The sequence below is a fragment of the Sphingobacterium sp. UBA7038 genome, from assembly GCF_002494055.1.
Lineage (GTDB): Bacteria > Bacteroidota > Bacteroidia > Sphingobacteriales > Sphingobacteriaceae > Sphingobacterium > Sphingobacterium multivorum.
Window position 1 is genome coordinate 564,206 of sequence record NZ_DLAV01000039.1, and the last position, 16,085, is coordinate 580,290.

20 protein-coding genes are annotated in these 16,085 nt (G+C 38.9%); 12 read left to right on the forward strand and 8 right to left on the reverse strand.

All coding sequences use genetic code 11. From position 1 onward, the window contains the following. Nucleotides 1-367 precede the first annotated feature (367 nt). The 6 genes from B3H30_RS24010 (at nt 368) to B3H30_RS24035 (ending at nt 6,086) form a co-directional block, all read left to right on the forward strand. Nucleotides 368-604 (forward strand): hypothetical protein, encoded by a 237-nt coding sequence (locus B3H30_RS24010; RefSeq protein ID WP_070566443.1) that lies wholly within the window; start codon nt 368-370, stop codon nt 602-604. Between the two features lie 233 nt (nt 605-837). After that, nucleotides 838-1,839, forward strand: coding sequence for an L-histidine N(alpha)-methyltransferase (locus B3H30_RS24015; RefSeq protein WP_070566445.1), 1,002 nt, complete (start codon nt 838-840; stop codon nt 1,837-1,839). A gap of 12 nt (nt 1,840-1,851) precedes the next feature. Then, nucleotides 1,852-3,045: an ergothioneine biosynthesis protein EgtB gene (egtB, locus tag B3H30_RS24020; protein WP_175442001.1), complete on the forward strand. Its 1,194-nt coding sequence runs from the start codon at nt 1,852-1,854 to the stop codon at nt 3,043-3,045. Between the two features lies 1 nt (nt 3,046). Next, complete coding sequence (locus tag B3H30_RS24025; RefSeq protein WP_070566447.1) at nt 3,047-3,967, forward strand: ABC transporter ATP-binding protein; 921 nt, start codon at nt 3,047-3,049, stop codon at nt 3,965-3,967. After that, nucleotides 3,964-5,529, forward strand: coding sequence for an ABC transporter permease/substrate-binding protein (locus tag B3H30_RS24030; protein WP_286777176.1), 1,566 nt, complete (start codon nt 3,964-3,966; stop codon nt 5,527-5,529). Before B3H30_RS24025 ends, B3H30_RS24030 begins: the two co-directional genes overlap by 4 nt. Nucleotides 5,530-5,813: 284 nt before the next feature. After that, nucleotides 5,814-6,086 (forward strand): hypothetical protein, encoded by a 273-nt coding sequence (locus tag B3H30_RS24035; protein WP_070566451.1) that lies wholly within the window; start codon nt 5,814-5,816, stop codon nt 6,084-6,086. Between the two features lie 67 nt (nt 6,087-6,153). On the opposite strand, the gene B3H30_RS24040 is transcribed toward B3H30_RS24035, so the two are convergent. From B3H30_RS24040 to B3H30_RS24050, 3 genes are all read right to left on the reverse strand, one after another. Continuing rightward, on the reverse strand, nt 6,154-6,762 hold the full coding sequence (locus B3H30_RS24040) for a hypothetical protein (protein WP_147282029.1): 609 nt from the start codon (nt 6,760-6,762) through the stop codon (nt 6,154-6,156). Nucleotides 6,763-6,846: 84 nt separating this feature from the next. Next, nucleotides 6,847-7,620: an Fpg/Nei family DNA glycosylase gene (locus B3H30_RS24045; protein ID WP_070568434.1), complete on the reverse strand. Its 774-nt coding sequence runs from the start codon at nt 7,618-7,620 to the stop codon at nt 6,847-6,849. Between the two features lie 29 nt (nt 7,621-7,649). Further along, entirely contained in the window at nt 7,650-7,835 is a 186-nt protein-coding gene (locus tag B3H30_RS24050; RefSeq protein WP_070568431.1) for a hypothetical protein, read from the reverse strand. 92 nt (nt 7,836-7,927) lie between these two features. On the opposite strand from B3H30_RS24050, the gene B3H30_RS24055 reads away from it, so the two are divergent. The 3 genes from B3H30_RS24055 to B3H30_RS24065 all read left to right on the forward strand — a co-directional run bounded on the left by B3H30_RS24055 (nt 7,928) and on the right by B3H30_RS24065 (nt 8,956). Continuing rightward, on the forward strand, nt 7,928-8,110 hold the full coding sequence (locus B3H30_RS24055; protein ID WP_070568428.1) for a DUF3606 domain-containing protein: 183 nt from the start codon (nt 7,928-7,930) through the stop codon (nt 8,108-8,110). Nucleotides 8,111-8,114: 4 nt separating this feature from the next. After that, on the forward strand, nt 8,115-8,372 hold the full coding sequence (locus B3H30_RS24060) for a hypothetical protein (protein WP_286777501.1): 258 nt from the start codon (nt 8,115-8,117) through the stop codon (nt 8,370-8,372). A gap of 137 nt (nt 8,373-8,509) precedes the next feature. Continuing rightward, a complete protein-coding gene (locus tag B3H30_RS24065; RefSeq protein WP_070568421.1) occupies nt 8,510-8,956 on the forward strand; it encodes a tetratricopeptide repeat protein in 447 nt (148 codons plus the stop codon). Nucleotides 8,957-8,982: 26 nt separating this feature from the next. Here the strand turns inward: B3H30_RS24065 and B3H30_RS24070 are convergent, their stop codons facing one another. Continuing rightward, nucleotides 8,983-9,375 (reverse strand): hypothetical protein, encoded by a 393-nt coding sequence (locus B3H30_RS24070; RefSeq protein WP_139145061.1) that lies wholly within the window; start codon nt 9,373-9,375, stop codon nt 8,983-8,985. Nucleotides 9,376-10,086: 711 nt separating this feature from the next. Here B3H30_RS24070 and B3H30_RS24075 point away from each other — a divergent pair. Next, a complete protein-coding gene (locus B3H30_RS24075; protein ID WP_139145060.1) occupies nt 10,087-10,434 on the forward strand; it encodes a hypothetical protein in 348 nt (115 codons plus the stop codon). 5 nt (nt 10,435-10,439) lie between these two features. Here B3H30_RS24075 and B3H30_RS24080 read toward each other — a convergent pair whose 3' ends face one another. After that, entirely contained in the window at nt 10,440-11,393 is a 954-nt protein-coding gene (locus B3H30_RS24080; protein ID WP_070568412.1) for a helix-turn-helix domain-containing protein, read from the reverse strand. Between the two features lie 83 nt (nt 11,394-11,476). Here B3H30_RS24080 and B3H30_RS24085 point away from each other — a divergent pair, with 83 nt between their 5' ends. Together B3H30_RS24085 and B3H30_RS24090 are read left to right on the forward strand one after the other, a co-directional pair. After that, a complete protein-coding gene (locus tag B3H30_RS24085; RefSeq protein WP_175442031.1) occupies nt 11,477-12,649 on the forward strand; it encodes an FAD-dependent monooxygenase in 1,173 nt (390 codons plus the stop codon). Between the two features lie 3 nt (nt 12,650-12,652). Beyond that, nucleotides 12,653-13,048, forward strand: coding sequence for a hypothetical protein (locus tag B3H30_RS24090; protein ID WP_070568406.1), 396 nt, complete (start codon nt 12,653-12,655; stop codon nt 13,046-13,048). A gap of 283 nt (nt 13,049-13,331) precedes the next feature. Here B3H30_RS24090 and B3H30_RS24095 read toward each other — a convergent pair whose 3' ends face one another. The 3 genes from B3H30_RS24095 to B3H30_RS24105 all read right to left on the reverse strand — a co-directional run bounded on the left by B3H30_RS24095 (nt 13,332) and on the right by B3H30_RS24105 (nt 16,082). After that, nucleotides 13,332-15,029 (reverse strand): AAA domain-containing protein, encoded by a 1,698-nt coding sequence (locus tag B3H30_RS24095; RefSeq protein ID WP_070568404.1) that lies wholly within the window; start codon nt 15,027-15,029, stop codon nt 13,332-13,334. Between the two features lie 307 nt (nt 15,030-15,336). Further along, nucleotides 15,337-15,708: a response regulator gene (locus tag B3H30_RS24100; RefSeq protein WP_201639335.1), complete on the reverse strand. Its 372-nt coding sequence runs from the start codon at nt 15,706-15,708 to the stop codon at nt 15,337-15,339. 2 nt (nt 15,709-15,710) lie between these two features. Then, nucleotides 15,711-16,082 carry a response regulator gene (locus B3H30_RS24105; protein ID WP_286834913.1) on the reverse strand — a complete coding sequence of 124 codons (372 nt, stop codon included), beginning with the start codon at nt 16,080-16,082 and terminating at the stop codon, nt 15,711-15,713. Nucleotides 16,083-16,085 lie beyond the last annotated feature (3 nt).

Sequence of the window (16,085 nt, forward strand, 5' to 3'; positions counted from 1 at the left end):
GATTGTATATGTGATGCACGTGACGTAACCATGCTGATTAGAACAGCACCAAGTGAAATTCGTTCACCGTTAGTAACAATTATTTTTAGGATCCCTAAAACCAGCTACTATTGAATTGACTATTTCGACGCTATCTAGGTTGATATGCCAAACTCTTGTAAAAACCTATAAAACAATAGGGATTAAGCTTCCTCCTTTTAGCACTTTATTCTAAACAAAGCTATGTACCAAATGGTTATTTTAGTCCTCCATTATCAATATTACGTATCATGTTAAGGTCGAGAATCAGAGTCTCGACCTTTTTTTGTTTAAATTTAAACCATTTCCTCTTGAAAATAGTTCAATAATAAACCAAAGTATATATATTATGGCACTTACAACAGGAAATGAAGACAAAGTAACAAGAGAGGTAGAAAACCAAACTTCTAAAATTCCATCGATTTTATTTTTAGCAGCTTCGCTGGCAGCGATGGGAATTTCAGCAGCATTAAAATGTTGCAAAACAAAAGACGACAATAATGCACTGTTTGTCGGCCAGTGGGCGGCGCCGTTTTTATTATTAGGTATTTACAACAAGATTGTTAAGACTGAAGGGCACGATTAGTATGTTTTATTGTGATGAGTGTTTTAGAGGCTGATCTTATGATCAGCCTTTTTTAAATAGTAGGATTTCCTCCGAATCGAGAAATTCAATTGTAAATCAGCATAACGTCGCCGCCTTAATCCAGGCTGGCCATTTGCTGTTTCGACCATTTTCACAGATTGGATTATTCCGAAACTATTCGCTCATTTTTCCTGTTATATTTCTGTAACAAAGACCGCAAATACCATAGAGTTATGAGTTTACAATTAAATAATGTTCTACCAGTAATTAGTGCTTCACCTGAGATCGAAAAGTATGAAGGGGTTTTTCACAAGGAAGTGGTAGAAGGTTTAAATACTTATCCGAAGAAATTATCTTCAAAGTATTTTTATGATCCCATTGGCGATCGACTTTTTCAGGATATCATGCATATGCCCGAATATTATCTGACCAACTGCGAGCTTGAAATATTTCGCACAAAAACTGCTGAGTTAGCAGATTTCATCACAACTGATGAATCCGATTTCGACCTGATAGAGCTGGGGGCAGGTGATGCCCTTAAATCAAGTCATCTGTTAACCCATCTCAGTGCACATCATAACACGTACTCCTACATGCCTATCGATATATCGGGCAATATTCTTGCGGTATTAGGCGAAAAATTACATCGTGACATTCCAACTTTAGACATCGTACCGTTGGAGGGAGAGTACTTTGAAATGCTTGACCAGGCGATGAAAATTTCCGAACGGCGAAAAGTAGTTTTATTTTTAGGTGGTAATATCGGCAATATGGATATGGACGAAGCCCACTTTTTTTGTGCCGAAATCCGCCGTAAACTAAGCCCCGGTGATATTATTATAATCGGTTTTGATCTCAAAAAAAATCCACACACCGTTCTTTCTGCCTATAACGATAAAACCGGAATCACGTCGGCCTTCAACATCAATTTACTGAATCGCATCAACCGGGAACTTGAAGCTGATTTTGATACCCAATATTTTCAGCATTATCAATCCTACGATCCAATCTCCGGAGCCTGCCGCAGTTTCTTGGTCAGTCTAACCAATCAACATGTCCATATCAAAGGCGAGTCTATTTTTTTTAAGGAAAATGAATTAATTGACATGGAAATTTCTCAGAAATATGCTCCTGAGGAAATACAGCGAATGGCTTCTATAGCAGGATTTCAGCTGATCGCAAATGTTGAAGACAGCAAAGGATGGTTTGTTGATTCGGCATGGAGGGTGTCCTAATAAGTTTTATTTATGAAAAATATACAAAATGCGCTTATCGAAATGTCCGAAAAGCAAAAATGGATCGATAGCTATCTTGCTATACGGGCTTATTCCGAAGAAATTTGCCAACCATTGGAAACTGAGGATTATGTTGTTCAGCCCATAGGAGAGGTTAGTCCTCCGAAATGGCATCTTGGACATACCACCTGGTTTTTCGAAACATTTATTTTACTTCCGCATTTGCCAAACTATCAGCCATTCGACGCTGAATACAATTTTGTGTTCAATAGTTACTATGAAACAATAGGAGCTCGGGTGATTCGTACAGATCGAGGAAATCTGAGCAGACCTTCCGTTGCAGACATCTATAGATATCGCAAATGTGTGGACAAGTCCATGATTGAGTTTTTGGATGGTGGGTTTTTGACAAATGATCTCCTTGACATCTTTGTGCTAGGATTAAATCACGAACAGCAACATCAAGAATTGCTGCTTACGGATATCAAATATATACTGGGGCACAATCCCCTTTTTCCTGCCTACGGCAGTACAAAAGCTCCTGTCAGTTATGCGGCTGCCGAATCAACGTATGTCCAATTTGGTGCTGGGATTTATGAAATCGGATATGAAGGTTCAGGTTTCTGTTTTGATAATGAGAAAGGAAGACATAAGGTCTATTTGAATGACTTTGAAATCGCGAGTGATTTGGTGACAAATAAGGAATACATTGCTTTCATGGAAGATGGTGGGTACGACGATTTCCGGTATTGGCATTCCGAAGGTTGGGACTGGGTAAAACAGCATCAGGCTCAGGCTCCCTTATATTGGCATTTGATGGATGGACAATGGATGAATTATACCTTAGCGGGGTTGATGGAAATAGACTTGGAAGATGCAGTTTGCCATGTCAACTTTTATGAAGCTTCCGCATTTGCAGCCTGGAGGGGAATGCGGCTTCCGACAGAGGCAGAGTGGGAGGTTGCGGCAGATCATCTCAATTGGGGACAGCGGTGGGAGTGGACCAATTCTGCATATCTTCCTTATCCCGGATTTAAAAAGGAGGCTGGCGCCGTGGGTGAATATAACGGAAAATTTATGGTTAACCAGATGGTCTTGCGTGGAGCCTCCATTGCAACACCTAAAGATCATAGCCGCAAAACGTACCGAAACTTTTTTCAGACGGCACTGCAGTGGCAATTTACAGGTATTAGACTCGCGAGATAATATGATAGATATCGTCTCCATTTCAAAATTCTTTAATGGAAAGGCCGCAGTCGATCAGATTTCCCTTCAGGCCAATCAAGGCGAAGTTCTTGTTCTGCTAGGAACCAGCGGTTGTGGAAAGACGACAACCCTAAAAATGATCAATAGGCTTATCGAACCCGATAAAGGCCAGATCTTTATTGCTGGCAAAGATATCAGAGAAAGAGGCATCCATGATTTACGTAGGCAAATTGGTTTTGTCATGCAGCATGCCGGCCTTTTTCCGCACTATACCGTTGCACGCAATATTGCTGTAGTTCCAGAATTGTTGAAATGGGAAAAAAAGAAAATAAGCATGCGTACTGCGGAGCTACTTCACAAATTAAACTTGGGCGAGGAGATCCAACAAGGTTATCCCCATGAACTGAGTGGAGGGCAACAACAGCGCGTAGGCATTGCTAGGGCACTGATCGCCGATTCACCTATTCTATTAATGGACGAGCCATTCGGAGCACTGGATAATATAACCAAAGCAGATATCCACGCAGAATTCAGATCCTTGGAGGAGATACGCAGTAAGACGATCATCCTCGTTACGCACGATGTGTCTGAGGCTTTCGAACTTGGACAGCGGATCTGCTTAATGGACAAGGGGAAAATCGTGCAGATCGGAACGCCAAAAGAACTGTTATATAGACCTGCAAATGAATTTGTAGCCAATTTCTTCGCCGAAAATCGCCTACTATTGGAGTATAAAGTGACTACCTTACAAGAACTACAAGGGATTACGGCGATAGATCCTTTTATCTCGCGTTATGGATTTACATTGAGCACAGATTTATGGCATGCCACCCAGGTTCTGAGTATGCATACAGATACGGCGCAAGCCTATGAAACGCTAGTGGGCGCATTTAACAACTATCGAAAACAACAAGTGGTATGACGGCGCAAAGTTTTTGGCAATTTATTCTCGAACAACAGGACAAGCTATTGACCCAGATTGGCCAACATCTCGGGCTTACATTTTTATCTTTGGTATTTGCCATTCTTATCGGAGTGCCTCTAGGGGTACTGATCTCGAGAAAGAGAAAATTTGCTGCTATTATTTTAGGTTTTGCAGGTGTTTTGCAAACTGTACCGAGTATTGCATTGTTGGGTTTTCTTATTCCGGTTCTGGGTATCGGAGCCATTCCCGCCATTATTGCACTATTTATCTACGCTCTCTTACCCATTATCCGGAATTCCTTTACCGGCATTACAGGAGTTGGTTCCAGTATCGTAGAGGCAGCGAAAGCGATGGGTATGACCGATTGGCAACTGCTCCTCAAAGTAGAACTTCCACTTGCCATGCCAGTGATTATCGCAGGCGTACGTACAGCGGCAGTGATCAATGTTGGCGTAGCAACCTTGGCATCATTTGTTGCCGCCGGGGGCTTGGGTGAATTTATTTTTGGCGGTATATCCCTTAACAACTCCAACATGATCTTGGCCGGCGCTATTCCTGCAGCATTATTAGCAATCCTCTTGGACAAAGGCATTGCACTAATCCAATATTCCCTGGTAAATATCAAAAGTCGACAAACCTATATTATATTGGGCATATTCACCGCAATGTGCTTTTTAAGTATGCTTTATATGGCTATGAGGTCCAATGACAGTCGCATCAAGGCAGGTTTCACACCAGAGTTTATGGGACGTCAGGACGGTGATCTGGGACTTCGCAGTATCTATGATCTTCAGGTCAACCCACTTGTTGTCAGCGATGTAATTATGTATAAAGCCGCTTATGAAAAAGATCTTGATCTCATTAGCGGATACTCCACCGATGGGCGGATCAAGGCATACGACCTGTTTGTGCTGGCAGATGACAAGAAGATTTTCCCACCTTATTTTGCTTCACCGATCATCAAGACGGCAACCCTTCAGAAATTCCCCAAGCTGGAAGAGACAATGAACCTGCTGGCAGATAAGTTCAATGATTCGGTCATGACGGAGCTCAATTATAAAGCAGATTTTTTGAAGCAGACGCCAGAACATATTGCAAAGGACTTTCTGCTGCACAACAATCTTTATAAGCCAACTGGTTCTGGGAGCGCCGGTACGATAAAGGTAGGTTCAAAAATTTTTGCAGAACAATATATTTTGGCTGCGATATACAAAATTCTGATCGAAGGCCATACCGATTATAAAGTAGATACAAAGACGGGGTTGGGTGGGACCAAAATATGTTTTGATGCTTTGATGAGCGATGCCATTGATTGCTATGTAGAGTACACGGGAACAGGCCTTTTGGTGTTGTTAAAACCAAATCAGCAGGTATTAGGAAGCGTATCCAAAAGTCCTTCCGATACCTATAATTACGTAAACAATGAGTTTCAGAAGCTGTATGGCATCAAGTGGTTAAAACCTTTAGGATTTAATAATGCTTATGCGTTAATGATGCGGCGGTCTCAGGCCAGAGAACTCCATATTGAAAGAATTAGTGATTTGAAAAAATATTACTAAAAGTGGTATAAAAACTAAATCAGAAAGTCAAAAAATGATGTTCCGAAGCATTTCTCCTGTATGATTACACCTCATAAAACTCATACAGGACAGTTTTAATAGTTGTATATAAAAAGGAGTAACCACCACGAGTCTCTTGATTCGGGAATGGATCCGATGCAAGCGATCAGTCAGATTTAGTACTTATTAGGATCTGCTGCAAAGCACAAAAAGTTAATGACGTTTGAACCATATGGGTTGTATTTCTGTTCCAAAGTAAAGACAACCGTATATAGCTTTCGAAGATGAAATTTGTCAAAGTAAACCGAGTCGTATTAACCGCGCTGCGAGCGATGGGGTATAATGTGCTAATTTCACCTGTCACTGTCCAGGATCCACAAAATATTACCTGGAAGGCGATATGGGTAGATGACGTAGATACCTGGATCAGGAGTTTGTATTGTGGGCATGGAAGTACAGCTCGTCCTAATATTCTCGACATTGATTATGTATTAGCCAATGTTCCCGAGTGCTATTTGTCGGGAAGTGTATTTATAGAAAGTGATAAGGTCCATTAGGCTATAAGTCCGCTTGGTTATTTGGCGTGAATATCTTCTGTTTAAAGATTATTGTGACTACATTTTTTTAAGAGATCCAGAGGTTAAAAAATCGTTGTATGATTACCCATTTACCATTCACTTTTTCAAGCAGAAATGCATCACCGTTTCCACATAAAGGGCCGCATACATAGTCGACCGGCACGTATGCTTTTTTGCGGTTATACCCGATAATGGGAAGATGAAAGTAATAAATGCTTTGGTTGCGGTCCATCCTGTATTTATCGGCGTCATCAACAGTGTACGCTGCTTTGATCGCGTCTGGAATTGGGATGATTGCCTTCCTTTCGTTCATCTGATTAAGCATATCCAGCGAATCTGTGAGCTGGTTATCCAGTATTTTCATCAGCTTCTGTGGATCGACGTTGTAAAAAACATAATTCCTGTCATGCAATGATGAGATAGAATCTCTCATAAACTTGTTATGAATGAACGCCCTTCGTTCTCCTTCACGTTGCAGTTTGATACCAGCTGAATCGTCAGACAAAATTGTTTCTAAAATGGAAACATAGTCTTGTTGCATTGAGCTGTCATTGTATATTTTGGACTTATCATTTTGTACCGGTGTCATTGTACTTTTACGCATTGTGCAGCCCTGGAGAACTAAAAAAAAGAAGATAATATATAGATTATTCATATGCAATTAGTTGTTCCTATTTCCGTACCAGATCTGTGCCAAAAAACTTCACTGAGATAAGTAATTCTTTAGTCGTATCCTGTGCTATTCGAAAACTTTTTGTTGCTCTGTGTAATAAGTAGTTCTGCCGCTAATTTTGGTTTGCAATATTTCATGACCCTTACCATCAACCTTCGCATTTTTGTTATGGACTTTCATGAAGTCCCTTATCTCACCGTTAATGATTTCAGGATGCTCTTTTAGAATCTGCTGTTCGGCATTTTCCAGTACTTCCTTAATTGCTTTGGCAAGATGTTGTACCTGCTTTTCGGGAATTTTGTTTGAAATTGAAAGTGGTGATATCCCTGCTTCATACAGGATTTCGTCAGCGTAGGCATTTCCAATACCACCAATGACATTTTGGTCCATCAGGAGAGTTTTAATTTTGGCCTTGCTTGATTGCAGCAATCCGAAAAGTAATTTTGGATTTAGCTTTTCAGAAAGTGCATCCATCACCTTTGCATGTTCAGGATTCAATTCTATATGTGCCATCTTCTGAAAGTCGGTAATGGATAGCGTTCCACCATCCTTAAACTTCATGGAAACTAATGCATACTTTGGGTTTTCGTCCTCCGAATATATCAGTTTGCCATGCAACATGAGATGAATCGACAAGATAGCATCTTTGCCAAAATCAAAAAAAAGCCTTTTACCTTCCCGATAAACTTTGATGAGTTTTTTGCCTTCAAGAGTTTGCAGATCATTCAGGCTGACTTTGGTCTTTTGTTTGTTGTGAATGGCAGCTTTTTCAAGCACTTTACCTTTAAGCATTTTTGTGAGATTTTTGCTGAAGGCCTGTAGGTCTGGTAGTTCTGGCATAGTCGTCGATTTTAATAATTTGTGCTTCCTTACTTTCTATTTTCCTCTTTTACCTTTTTAAAATGCTCCCTCGCTTTTTTTAGGCCGGTTGCTATGGCAATTCCTTCTTCGGCGCCTTCCTCAAGCAAAGCATTTGCGATTTCAGTCGCTTTCTCCCGGATGTTGACCGGTTGATTTTTATATGATGGTGGATAATCTCCATTATACCAAGGCATAATTCCTCCTTTTTGTATTTAGAACAACATCAGAATAGTGATAGTTTTCAAACTCTATTGGTTGGCGGTTGTTCTATTCCAAAAACTTTATTATGACAGACAATAAAAATAAAAAAGATGCAAGGGATCGCAATCAGGTAGCTGGCGGTGAATCTTATGAGGTCGATTATTTGGCAAAAGAACTTGGCGTAACCCGGCAGCAAGTCGAAGAGGCAATTAAAAACGTTGGTAATGGTCGTGAGGATCTTATAAATTATTTGAAAAATAAAAAATGAAAATATGGCAGCTATAGCAACGTTCACTGGAATTCCGGTGACAAATAACATAGGAGTAGAAAAATATTGTGATTTTGAAGTAGGACAGGAGGGGCAAAACGGACCATATGCCAGAATTACGATGGATGGCTGCCAGATGATCCTAGATGAAGATTTTGGTTTTATAGAGGGCGATCTTGCGAAAGAATGGAGGGAACCCGCTATTGCCAAACTTCTTCTTTTACTAGAAGTAGACCGAAACCGAGATGAAACTTTGAGCTAGCTAATCTGTTCATTACTTTTCTCAAGTTTAATTATGATATTCCGGTTACAAGGACTCTACTATTTATTAGCGGGAATTTGCCCCTTAAAGTATTGACCATGCACAGGTATGAATAGTATTGAAAGATAAAAATAAATATGACTGGTATTAAGAAATCCAAAAATGAGCTGTTAAAAGATGCACGATTGCAGGAGCTCGAAGGTAAAACCGAAGATGCCATAAAAAGCTACAACTTGGTCATAAGTAAAGACCCACTACAAGCAGGGGCATATAACAGATTAATGATTCTTTATCGAAAGCTCAAAGAATATAAGAAGGAGCTAGCCATTATTAAGCAAGCTATTGCTGCCTATGAGAAGGATTTTAAAGACGATCAACAGACCTGGAAGAAAGCAAACAGTATGTCTGCACGCCTCAGTCTTAGTTTAGCTAAATCTATGGGGCTCCTCAACGATAAAGGCCTTCCTGTATATGAAGAATCTCAGATCATCAGCTGGAGAAAACGCATGGAAACCGTACAGAAAAAAATTAAGACACCAGCAAAGCCACAAAAAAAGAAACCGACAAAACGGTTAAAAAAGTAGCGTTAAACGCGCAAATAATCTCGAAATTATCTATTATCATCTTTTCTCCATTTTAGCTCTCCGTGTTGAATCATTCCGATGTATTTTTGTACTTGGTCGTCGGTCAGTAGGCTATTGTCCTCAATATGATAATCGAAATTCTTAGTATACTTGTCGTGCTGGATACTTCCTACATAAGCATTGTTCAGATAAATGTGCCAAAGACTGTATTTTTTCGCGCGTACCTCGACTACCTGGCGCACGCCATGGTGGTAAAATAGCTCCGGTACATCGCTATCGAATCGCAGGATCAGTGCATCGATACATGCTTCCTTTATATCATCTGCAAGTTCTCCAAACGCAAGTTCCCAAACTCCCTGAGACTTCCTGAAAACGTAAAAAGCAAGCCCATTTTTGTTGTAAAGATGATAGTCTTTCATGCCCATGCTTTTATCATGCACAGTCATTTGGACATACATAACGCGATTTCGGCAAAAGACTTCAAGAGGTTTCATGGATCAAAAATACTAATTTATTTAGTAAAAATAAGTAATCAAATTGTGGTAATTGTATCTTTCAGTGTCACTACACTTCTTTGTACTTTATTTTTGTGATCTTTTTTTACAATTATAAATACTGCTAACAGAGGGATCTTCCTGCCTTGATACTGCTGATCTGCATAAACCGTATATATCATGGTTCTAAATATTTAAGAAAGAACAAGAGCTGTGGCATATAGGTTTATCTATTGGTAAATATTGGTCAACGAGCAACTTCAAAGGGCTAGCGTATGTACACGAAGATCAAAATAAAAGGTGGAACCCTCCTTTTAGCCCACAAATTCCGATATACATCAGTATGCCTTTGTTCTTGCCGGATTTTGGCGAAGAAATAGTCGCTAAAATATTTTATGCAGACAATGGATTCGATTCTGCCTTTTACAATGATATGGCTTGGAAGGGATTAACAGGTCCTAAAGCTTTTATGAAGCTCTCGGACACGAAAATAAAAGTATAATAGATCGTATTAAAGCTGAACAGTATAAAGTAGAAAACAATGATACAGTTCAACACGGTCAACCTGCGGGATGTTAAAAATGTAATCTTATCTTTATTGTTTATAAAAGTAATTTTTTTATCGAATCGATTTTAATGAACAGATTTTTTACAGTTTTATTATCTATAATTTTTATAACTATTGGTTGTTCTCGGAGAATGTATAGTGAAGATCCTATCAGAAGAGTGCAACGATATAACAGCGGTGGATTTGAAGTGCAAGCTTACACAGATGAGAATGAAAGTAACATGTATGAAAACCTAATTGTATCGGGGGTAATTAGATTGGGGGACACTAATGAAAAAGCAAGCAATACATCTGTGAATTTTAAATCTGAAAAAGGGAAACTAATTGGAAGTACCGTTACCGACTCAGATGGCATATTTAAAATGGAGCTCTCAACCTCTGATTTTTCCGGTAAAGTAGAATTTGCAAAGGGATAAGGTTTTTACATTCTATTTTTATCCTGCCACTTCTTTGGTTTTAATCCAAAGTGTTTTTCAAACAACCTTCCGAAATAACTCAGATTGCTAAATCCTACTTGATAGCCAACTTCTGAAACTGAAAGATTTTCCTGCTTTAATAGTCTTGCTGCTTTTTGCATACGAAGATGATTGTAATATTCGTACATTCCTTTTCCAAAAACTTGTGTAAAAATCCTTCTTAGTTTTAGCTCATTCATTCCACCTATTTTTACCAGTTCATCTTTAGATAGAGATTTTTCCAGATTTGATGCTATCGTATTCCGAACCAAATAAACCGCATCAATTTCTGCGTTGTTAAGATGGAAATAATCTGTTTTTTTCCTTTTTAATAAATTGCTGAAAAGCAGATAAATAAGTTCAAGTGCTTTTAACCGATAAAAAGCTTGCGGTAAAATGTTTTCTATTGAAAGGTCAGCTAATTGAGCAACTAGATCAGTCATTTCAGGTGACAAAAATTCTTCTATCCAAAAGGTTTTTTCTATATCAAAAAGATAAGACAATTTATCTGCATCATTTGCTACAAAATGTTTCAGGTATTCCAGCTCAACTAAAATGCTGATTTGCTGTACGTGGACATCTTTAGGAAATAGCACTTCGCTTTCCAAATGTGAAGGTATAATACGGACATGAGGCTGATTGTTCAAAGATCTTTTACTAATGGCATTTGCCGATTTTTTGTCAATAAGAATATTTTGAAACGAAATGAGTAGTCCTTTTTCTATTGTCCTGATTGGTTTTCTTTTATAAGCAAAAGTCTTGCTGGCAATTAAAGAGCGAACCATTATTAACATCTCGGGCATCAAGTCCACAATGTTCAATTCGTTGAAATGCAAAAATTTTATCTCATTTTCAATGGAAGATAAGGAGATGCCAAGTTTTTTAGCAAGTTTTCTCATTTTACGCTTTTCATCAAACATAATTTTTTGGACTATTATTAGTTTAATTTGGGCTATTTTATCTGTAAATATAGAAAGATATTTGCTGTATAAAAATGAAAAAAATGAAAAAAAATATTATTATTTCAGGAGGAGGAATCGCTGGATTGACTGTTGCAAAACTGTTGAGCAAACAAGGGCATAACGTGACTGTTTTGGAAAGAGCGGCATCATTCAGTAAATCCGGATTTCTTATTTCGCTTAAGAGTTTTGGCGTTCGTATTATTGAAGAATTAGGATTAGCAGAACAATTACAACAAGCATCGTCACCCTCTGAATTTGTAAATTTCAGGGAATCAGACGACTCAATTATACAAAGTCTTAGCTATGAGAAAATGAACGGGAATATTGAACGTTCCGTACTGATAACGCGAGGCGGATTGCATCACGTTTTATACAACGACGTAAAAAATGAAGTGAGTATTCATTTCTCATCTTCTGTTGAAAACGTAATGCATGATGAAGACAAAGTCCAAATATTACTCAACAACGGAACCGTGTTGGAGACCGATCTCCTTATCGTTTCAGAAGGGTTACGCTCTACAACAAGACAAATTTATTTTCCGGAAAGTACGCTAGAGGATTTTAAATTTGTTTATAGGGGTGGACGATTGAGAGAGCATCATTCTTATGAGGTTGGCAAATTTAATATCTATATTGATGTGAATAAGATGCTGTCTATTTATCCCATTGCTTCCGATGAAATAGCCATTCAGTGCTATTTACATAATACAGGAGATTTACCATCTGTTCAAAATAAAGCTAATGAAATACTCAAAACATCTTTTGCTGGGTATAATGAAGATATACAGCATTTGTTAGGTCGCTTCGCGGATAACGGTCTAATGTTTATTGATAAAATGGGGATGATAAATTCATCCACTTTAGTAAATCGTAATGTGGTTTTATTGGGAGATGCGGGGTATTGTCCCACTGCGCTATCGGGAATGGGAGCATCTTTATCAATTTATGGGGCAAAGGCGCTAGCTCATTTTATTCATCAAAATCCGAATGATTTAAAAACGGCTTGTTGCAATTATGATACCATGATGCAGCCAATAATTCAGAAATTTCAGGCTAATGCAAAAAATAATTCAGCATCATTTATTCCTGATAGTAAAGAAAAATTAAACAGTTTTGTCCATTCATTCAGAGCCGCCTCTGAGGCTGATGTGCAAAAAATAATGATTGATCCAATTGTATTAACGAAAGACCAGTTAAATTTTAAAATCAATTAGATAATGAATTGTAGAAAGATATTTTCCGTCATAGTTGGATTCGGAACGATAGGATTAATGAGTTCTGTTTTTGCAAAAATGCAAGGCTTGCTGTTCACGTCATCTTTAGAAATATTTACCAGTCAGGAAATCGCTGCCACCAATTTTTCCCAATTTATCATCAAACTTTTTTGTGTTTGGGTTAGTTGTGTGTTGGGTGGAATGGCTACTACGAGGATAGGGGGCAAGCCAAGAGAAAATCTTATAGTTGGTAGTTTAATAATACTGGTCGTGGGTTGGCTATGGTTGTCGGCTGAAAATCCTATATGGTTTTGGGTATTGCTGATTTTAGGTATTTTACCCTGTGTATTTTTAGGATATCGAGTAACTTCTATTATATGTAAATTTCGTATCAAATGACCATGCGATTCTTAGTTGCAAATTGACCACCTGATTTTCTGGCGAAACTAGATTTAGTGCTGTAGGAGTGATGTCATCAAAAGTGATAATTAATATGCATCTTTTAGTTATCAAGCCTGAACGTGAGATCAGACTTCGTCATTTGGTGTGAATAGCTCCCTTTTAAAGGTTATTGTAGTTACGATTGTTGCCTCGATAACCTTTAATAGGAGTCGGAAACCAATGAGATAACATTATTTGTGCTGGTTACCTGCGAATTATCGGTTCTATCAATGGCGATTCGCTAATTATCATTTATATTGATCCTCGTTGCGGCATGCACATGCTTACCTAAATTTGCCTCTTCCTCATCCTGTTGACGGATAAAATCAATTAGTCGCTTCAATTCTCCATTGGCATCATCCCACCATTTAATTGACCATATCCTATGAAATACAAAACCATATCTTTCAAGTTGCTCCTGTCGGAAACTGTCCCAAGCATAAGCTTCCGGACTGTTATGGTATTTCGCGCCATCACACTCTATTGCGATGAGTGGTTTGTGGCTTGTTTTTGATTTGACAACGATATCAATCCGGAAACCGCCTACGGAATGCTGCTGTTCTAAACGATCGGCACCGATATGCTGTGCAAGTTGTTCGAATACTTCATCTTCAAATGGAGACTCAGACCCCAAGCTAAATTCTGCTGGCTCATACAGTTTATCTGTACAATACTGACTCAATAGCTGGAGAATGCCCTTTCGCAATTCGTCATTACCCTCACTTACCGCTTTCGCATAGGTAAAGTAAGCGTACAGAATTCCACGGCCTTTATTGCCCTTCTGTTGGATAAGATTTGGGTACTGACCAACATACTCCTGCGGGAAAGAAGTACATACATATACCTTTGACCGCGCTCGAGTAATGATTACATTCAACATGCGATGTCCTTTGCCCTGTATAATCGGACCAAAGTTTTGACTAAACGAACCGTCAGCCTTCCGTCCAAATGTCGTGGATAGAATGATAATATCTCGTTCGTCGCCTTGAATGTTTTCGAGGTTTTTAACAAAGAATGAATCTCCTGCCTGCGCCATTAAGCTGTCAAATACAGAATCGTTCTGACGAACTGCACTCAGCTCCTCCAGGATCAAGTTGCGTTGGTAAATATTGAATGTAGCAACACCCACGCTTGGGATACTATCTTTCGCATCCTTCATAATCTGTTGTAACAATTCGACCACTTGCAATGCCTCTTGTTTATTTACTTGCCCTTCATATAAACCATCAATCTGTAAATATTCGATAGGCGTGTAGTGCTCTTTCGCTGGGACAGGCATTAACCTATTCCCGTAGAATGCATGATTGGAGAAGTCGATTAGATAAGGATGTTTCGAGCGGTAATGGACTTTTAAATAAGATTCGACGAACCCTTTGTCTACAGCATAAGCTAGTAACGATTCGCTATCTGCAAGGTTAAGCTGAGCAGCTTGCAGCGCAGTCCGATCTGAAAATTCATCTTCGTAATCTTCTGTTTCATCATCAATCGGGTCAAGTAGCGCTCCACTTCCTTCGAAGTAAGAGGAGGGAGCCATCTGATGCTTGTCACCGGAAACAATTTTAGCTTTTCCACGGATCAGGGCAGCGTAAGTATCTTCAAGACGCAGCTGACTGGCCTCATCGAATATGACCACATCAAAAATTCCTTCCTGTAGCGGCAAGATGGAACTGCAGACCGAAGGATTGACCAACAATACTGGAAAAAAATCAGTAAATAGTTCAAATTCTCTGTTCACAATAGTGCGGAGTGAATTGCGACGCATTCCCTTAGCTCCCTTTTTGTTAAACAAACTATTTATGTTTTGTCCTCTGGCTTTAAAATGTCCGACGGCGTCAGCCTGTTTTTCCGTCCACAAAGCAATAATGCTATTCAGCTGCGCATTATTAAACTCTTGTTTCTGCTGCCGATATTGTTGTAGTTGGTAATCGCTTTTTGGCAATTCCTGGGGTTCATTTGTCGTGAGTATCCAATACAGATACCAGCATTCAAATGCTTCAGTCCAATGATCTTTGAGGTGTATGCTGATTCTGGTAATAAGCCTTTGTTATATATAAAGTGAACCTTCTTGGGATCGGTTTCGTTAACTGATAAACTACGCAATATAGATCGTTTAATACTTGAAATCGCTGTGATAGCATAGTGTCTATACCAGGTAAAGCATTAGTGCAAATATCAAGTATGTCGTTAATCCCTAAAATAATAAAATTGGTGCCCCAGATTGATAAATTTTTGGGGAGTAAAAGATCTTAATAATTTAAATTTAGCATTTTATTGATCACCTTCTCCAGATCGACGATGTCGAATGGTTTTTCCAGGTAGTCATCAGCTCCTGCCAGTTTAGCCAAGCTTTCTATATCTTTGTTCGCGGAAAGATAAATTACCGGTATTCTCTTGAATTCCTGATGGTTTTTGAGTAACTGAGTCGCTTCAATTCCTCCAATGGAGGGTATCCAGTTATCCATTAAAATTAAGTCAGGCTTTGTCTCAGTAACCTTTTCTATCACGTCGTGGGAGGTAGAGGACACAGCTATTGAATATCCGAAGCTCTCCAATATCATAGAAATCATCTCCAGCAATTGTTTTTCATCGTCAAACAATAATATTTTCTTCTTTTCCATTCTTAAAATTTTTCGATCAGCGGAATAAGTTCGTCGATATCTATAGGTTTAGAAATATAACCATCTGCGCCAGCACTTAGGCATTTTTCCCGGTCACCGGAAATGGCCTGAGCAGTAACCGCAATTATGGTAACATTGTTAAATATTTCGCTGGATCCCCTGATCCTGGCAATGCCTTCATATCCATCTATTTCAGGCATCATCATATCCATCAGCACGATATTGATATTTTTATGCTGATGGAGTATTTCAAGCCCTTCTGCTAAGGAAGCACTGCTTAGTACAGCATAACCTTTTGACTTAAGAACCAATTTTAGGGCAAAAATATTATAAGGTTCATCATCGATGATCAGAATCAATCTTTTATTGTCCATATT

Excerpts from the sequence above, each read along its gene's own strand:
- B3H30_RS24010 (WP_070566443.1), top strand. The coding sequence starts at position 368 with ATGGCACTTACAACAGGAAATGAAGACAAAGTAACAAGAGAGGTAGAA.
- B3H30_RS24015 (WP_070566445.1), top strand. The coding sequence starts at position 838 with ATGAGTTTACAATTAAATAATGTTCTACCAGTAATTAGTGCTTCACCT.
- egtB (WP_175442001.1), top strand. The coding sequence starts at position 1,852 with ATGAAAAATATACAAAATGCGCTTATCGAAATGTCCGAAAAGCAAAAA.
- B3H30_RS24025 (WP_070566447.1), top strand. The coding sequence starts at position 3,047 with ATGATAGATATCGTCTCCATTTCAAAATTCTTTAATGGAAAGGCCGCA.
- B3H30_RS24030 (WP_286777176.1), top strand. The coding sequence starts at position 3,964 with ATGACGGCGCAAAGTTTTTGGCAATTTATTCTCGAACAACAGGACAAG.
- B3H30_RS24035 (WP_070566451.1), top strand. The coding sequence starts at position 5,814 with ATGAAATTTGTCAAAGTAAACCGAGTCGTATTAACCGCGCTGCGAGCG.
- B3H30_RS24040 (WP_147282029.1), bottom strand. The coding sequence starts at position 6,762 with ATGAATAATCTATATATTATCTTCTTTTTTTTAGTTCTCCAGGGCTGC.
- B3H30_RS24045 (WP_070568434.1), bottom strand. The coding sequence starts at position 7,620 with ATGCCAGAACTACCAGACCTACAGGCCTTCAGCAAAAATCTCACAAAA.
- B3H30_RS24050 (WP_070568431.1), bottom strand. The coding sequence starts at position 7,835 with ATGCCTTGGTATAATGGAGATTATCCACCATCATATAAAAATCAACCG.
- B3H30_RS24055 (WP_070568428.1), top strand. The coding sequence starts at position 7,928 with ATGACAGACAATAAAAATAAAAAAGATGCAAGGGATCGCAATCAGGTA.
- B3H30_RS24060 (WP_286777501.1), top strand. The coding sequence starts at position 8,115 with ATGGCAGCTATAGCAACGTTCACTGGAATTCCGGTGACAAATAACATA.
- B3H30_RS24065 (WP_070568421.1), top strand. The coding sequence starts at position 8,510 with ATGACTGGTATTAAGAAATCCAAAAATGAGCTGTTAAAAGATGCACGA.
- B3H30_RS24070 (WP_139145061.1), bottom strand. The coding sequence starts at position 9,375 with ATGAAAGACTATCATCTTTACAACAAAAATGGGCTTGCTTTTTACGTT.
- B3H30_RS24075 (WP_139145060.1), top strand. The coding sequence starts at position 10,087 with ATGAACAGATTTTTTACAGTTTTATTATCTATAATTTTTATAACTATT.
- B3H30_RS24080 (WP_070568412.1), bottom strand. The coding sequence starts at position 11,393 with ATGTTTGATGAAAAGCGTAAAATGAGAAAACTTGCTAAAAAACTTGGC.
- B3H30_RS24085 (WP_175442031.1), top strand. The coding sequence starts at position 11,477 with ATGAAAAAAAATATTATTATTTCAGGAGGAGGAATCGCTGGATTGACT.
- B3H30_RS24090 (WP_070568406.1), top strand. The coding sequence starts at position 12,653 with ATGAATTGTAGAAAGATATTTTCCGTCATAGTTGGATTCGGAACGATA.
- B3H30_RS24100 (WP_201639335.1), bottom strand. The coding sequence starts at position 15,708 with ATGGAAAAGAAGAAAATATTATTGTTTGACGATGAAAAACAATTGCTG.
- B3H30_RS24105 (WP_286834913.1), bottom strand. The coding sequence starts at position 16,082 with ATGGACAATAAAAGATTGATTCTGATCATCGATGATGAACCTTATAAT.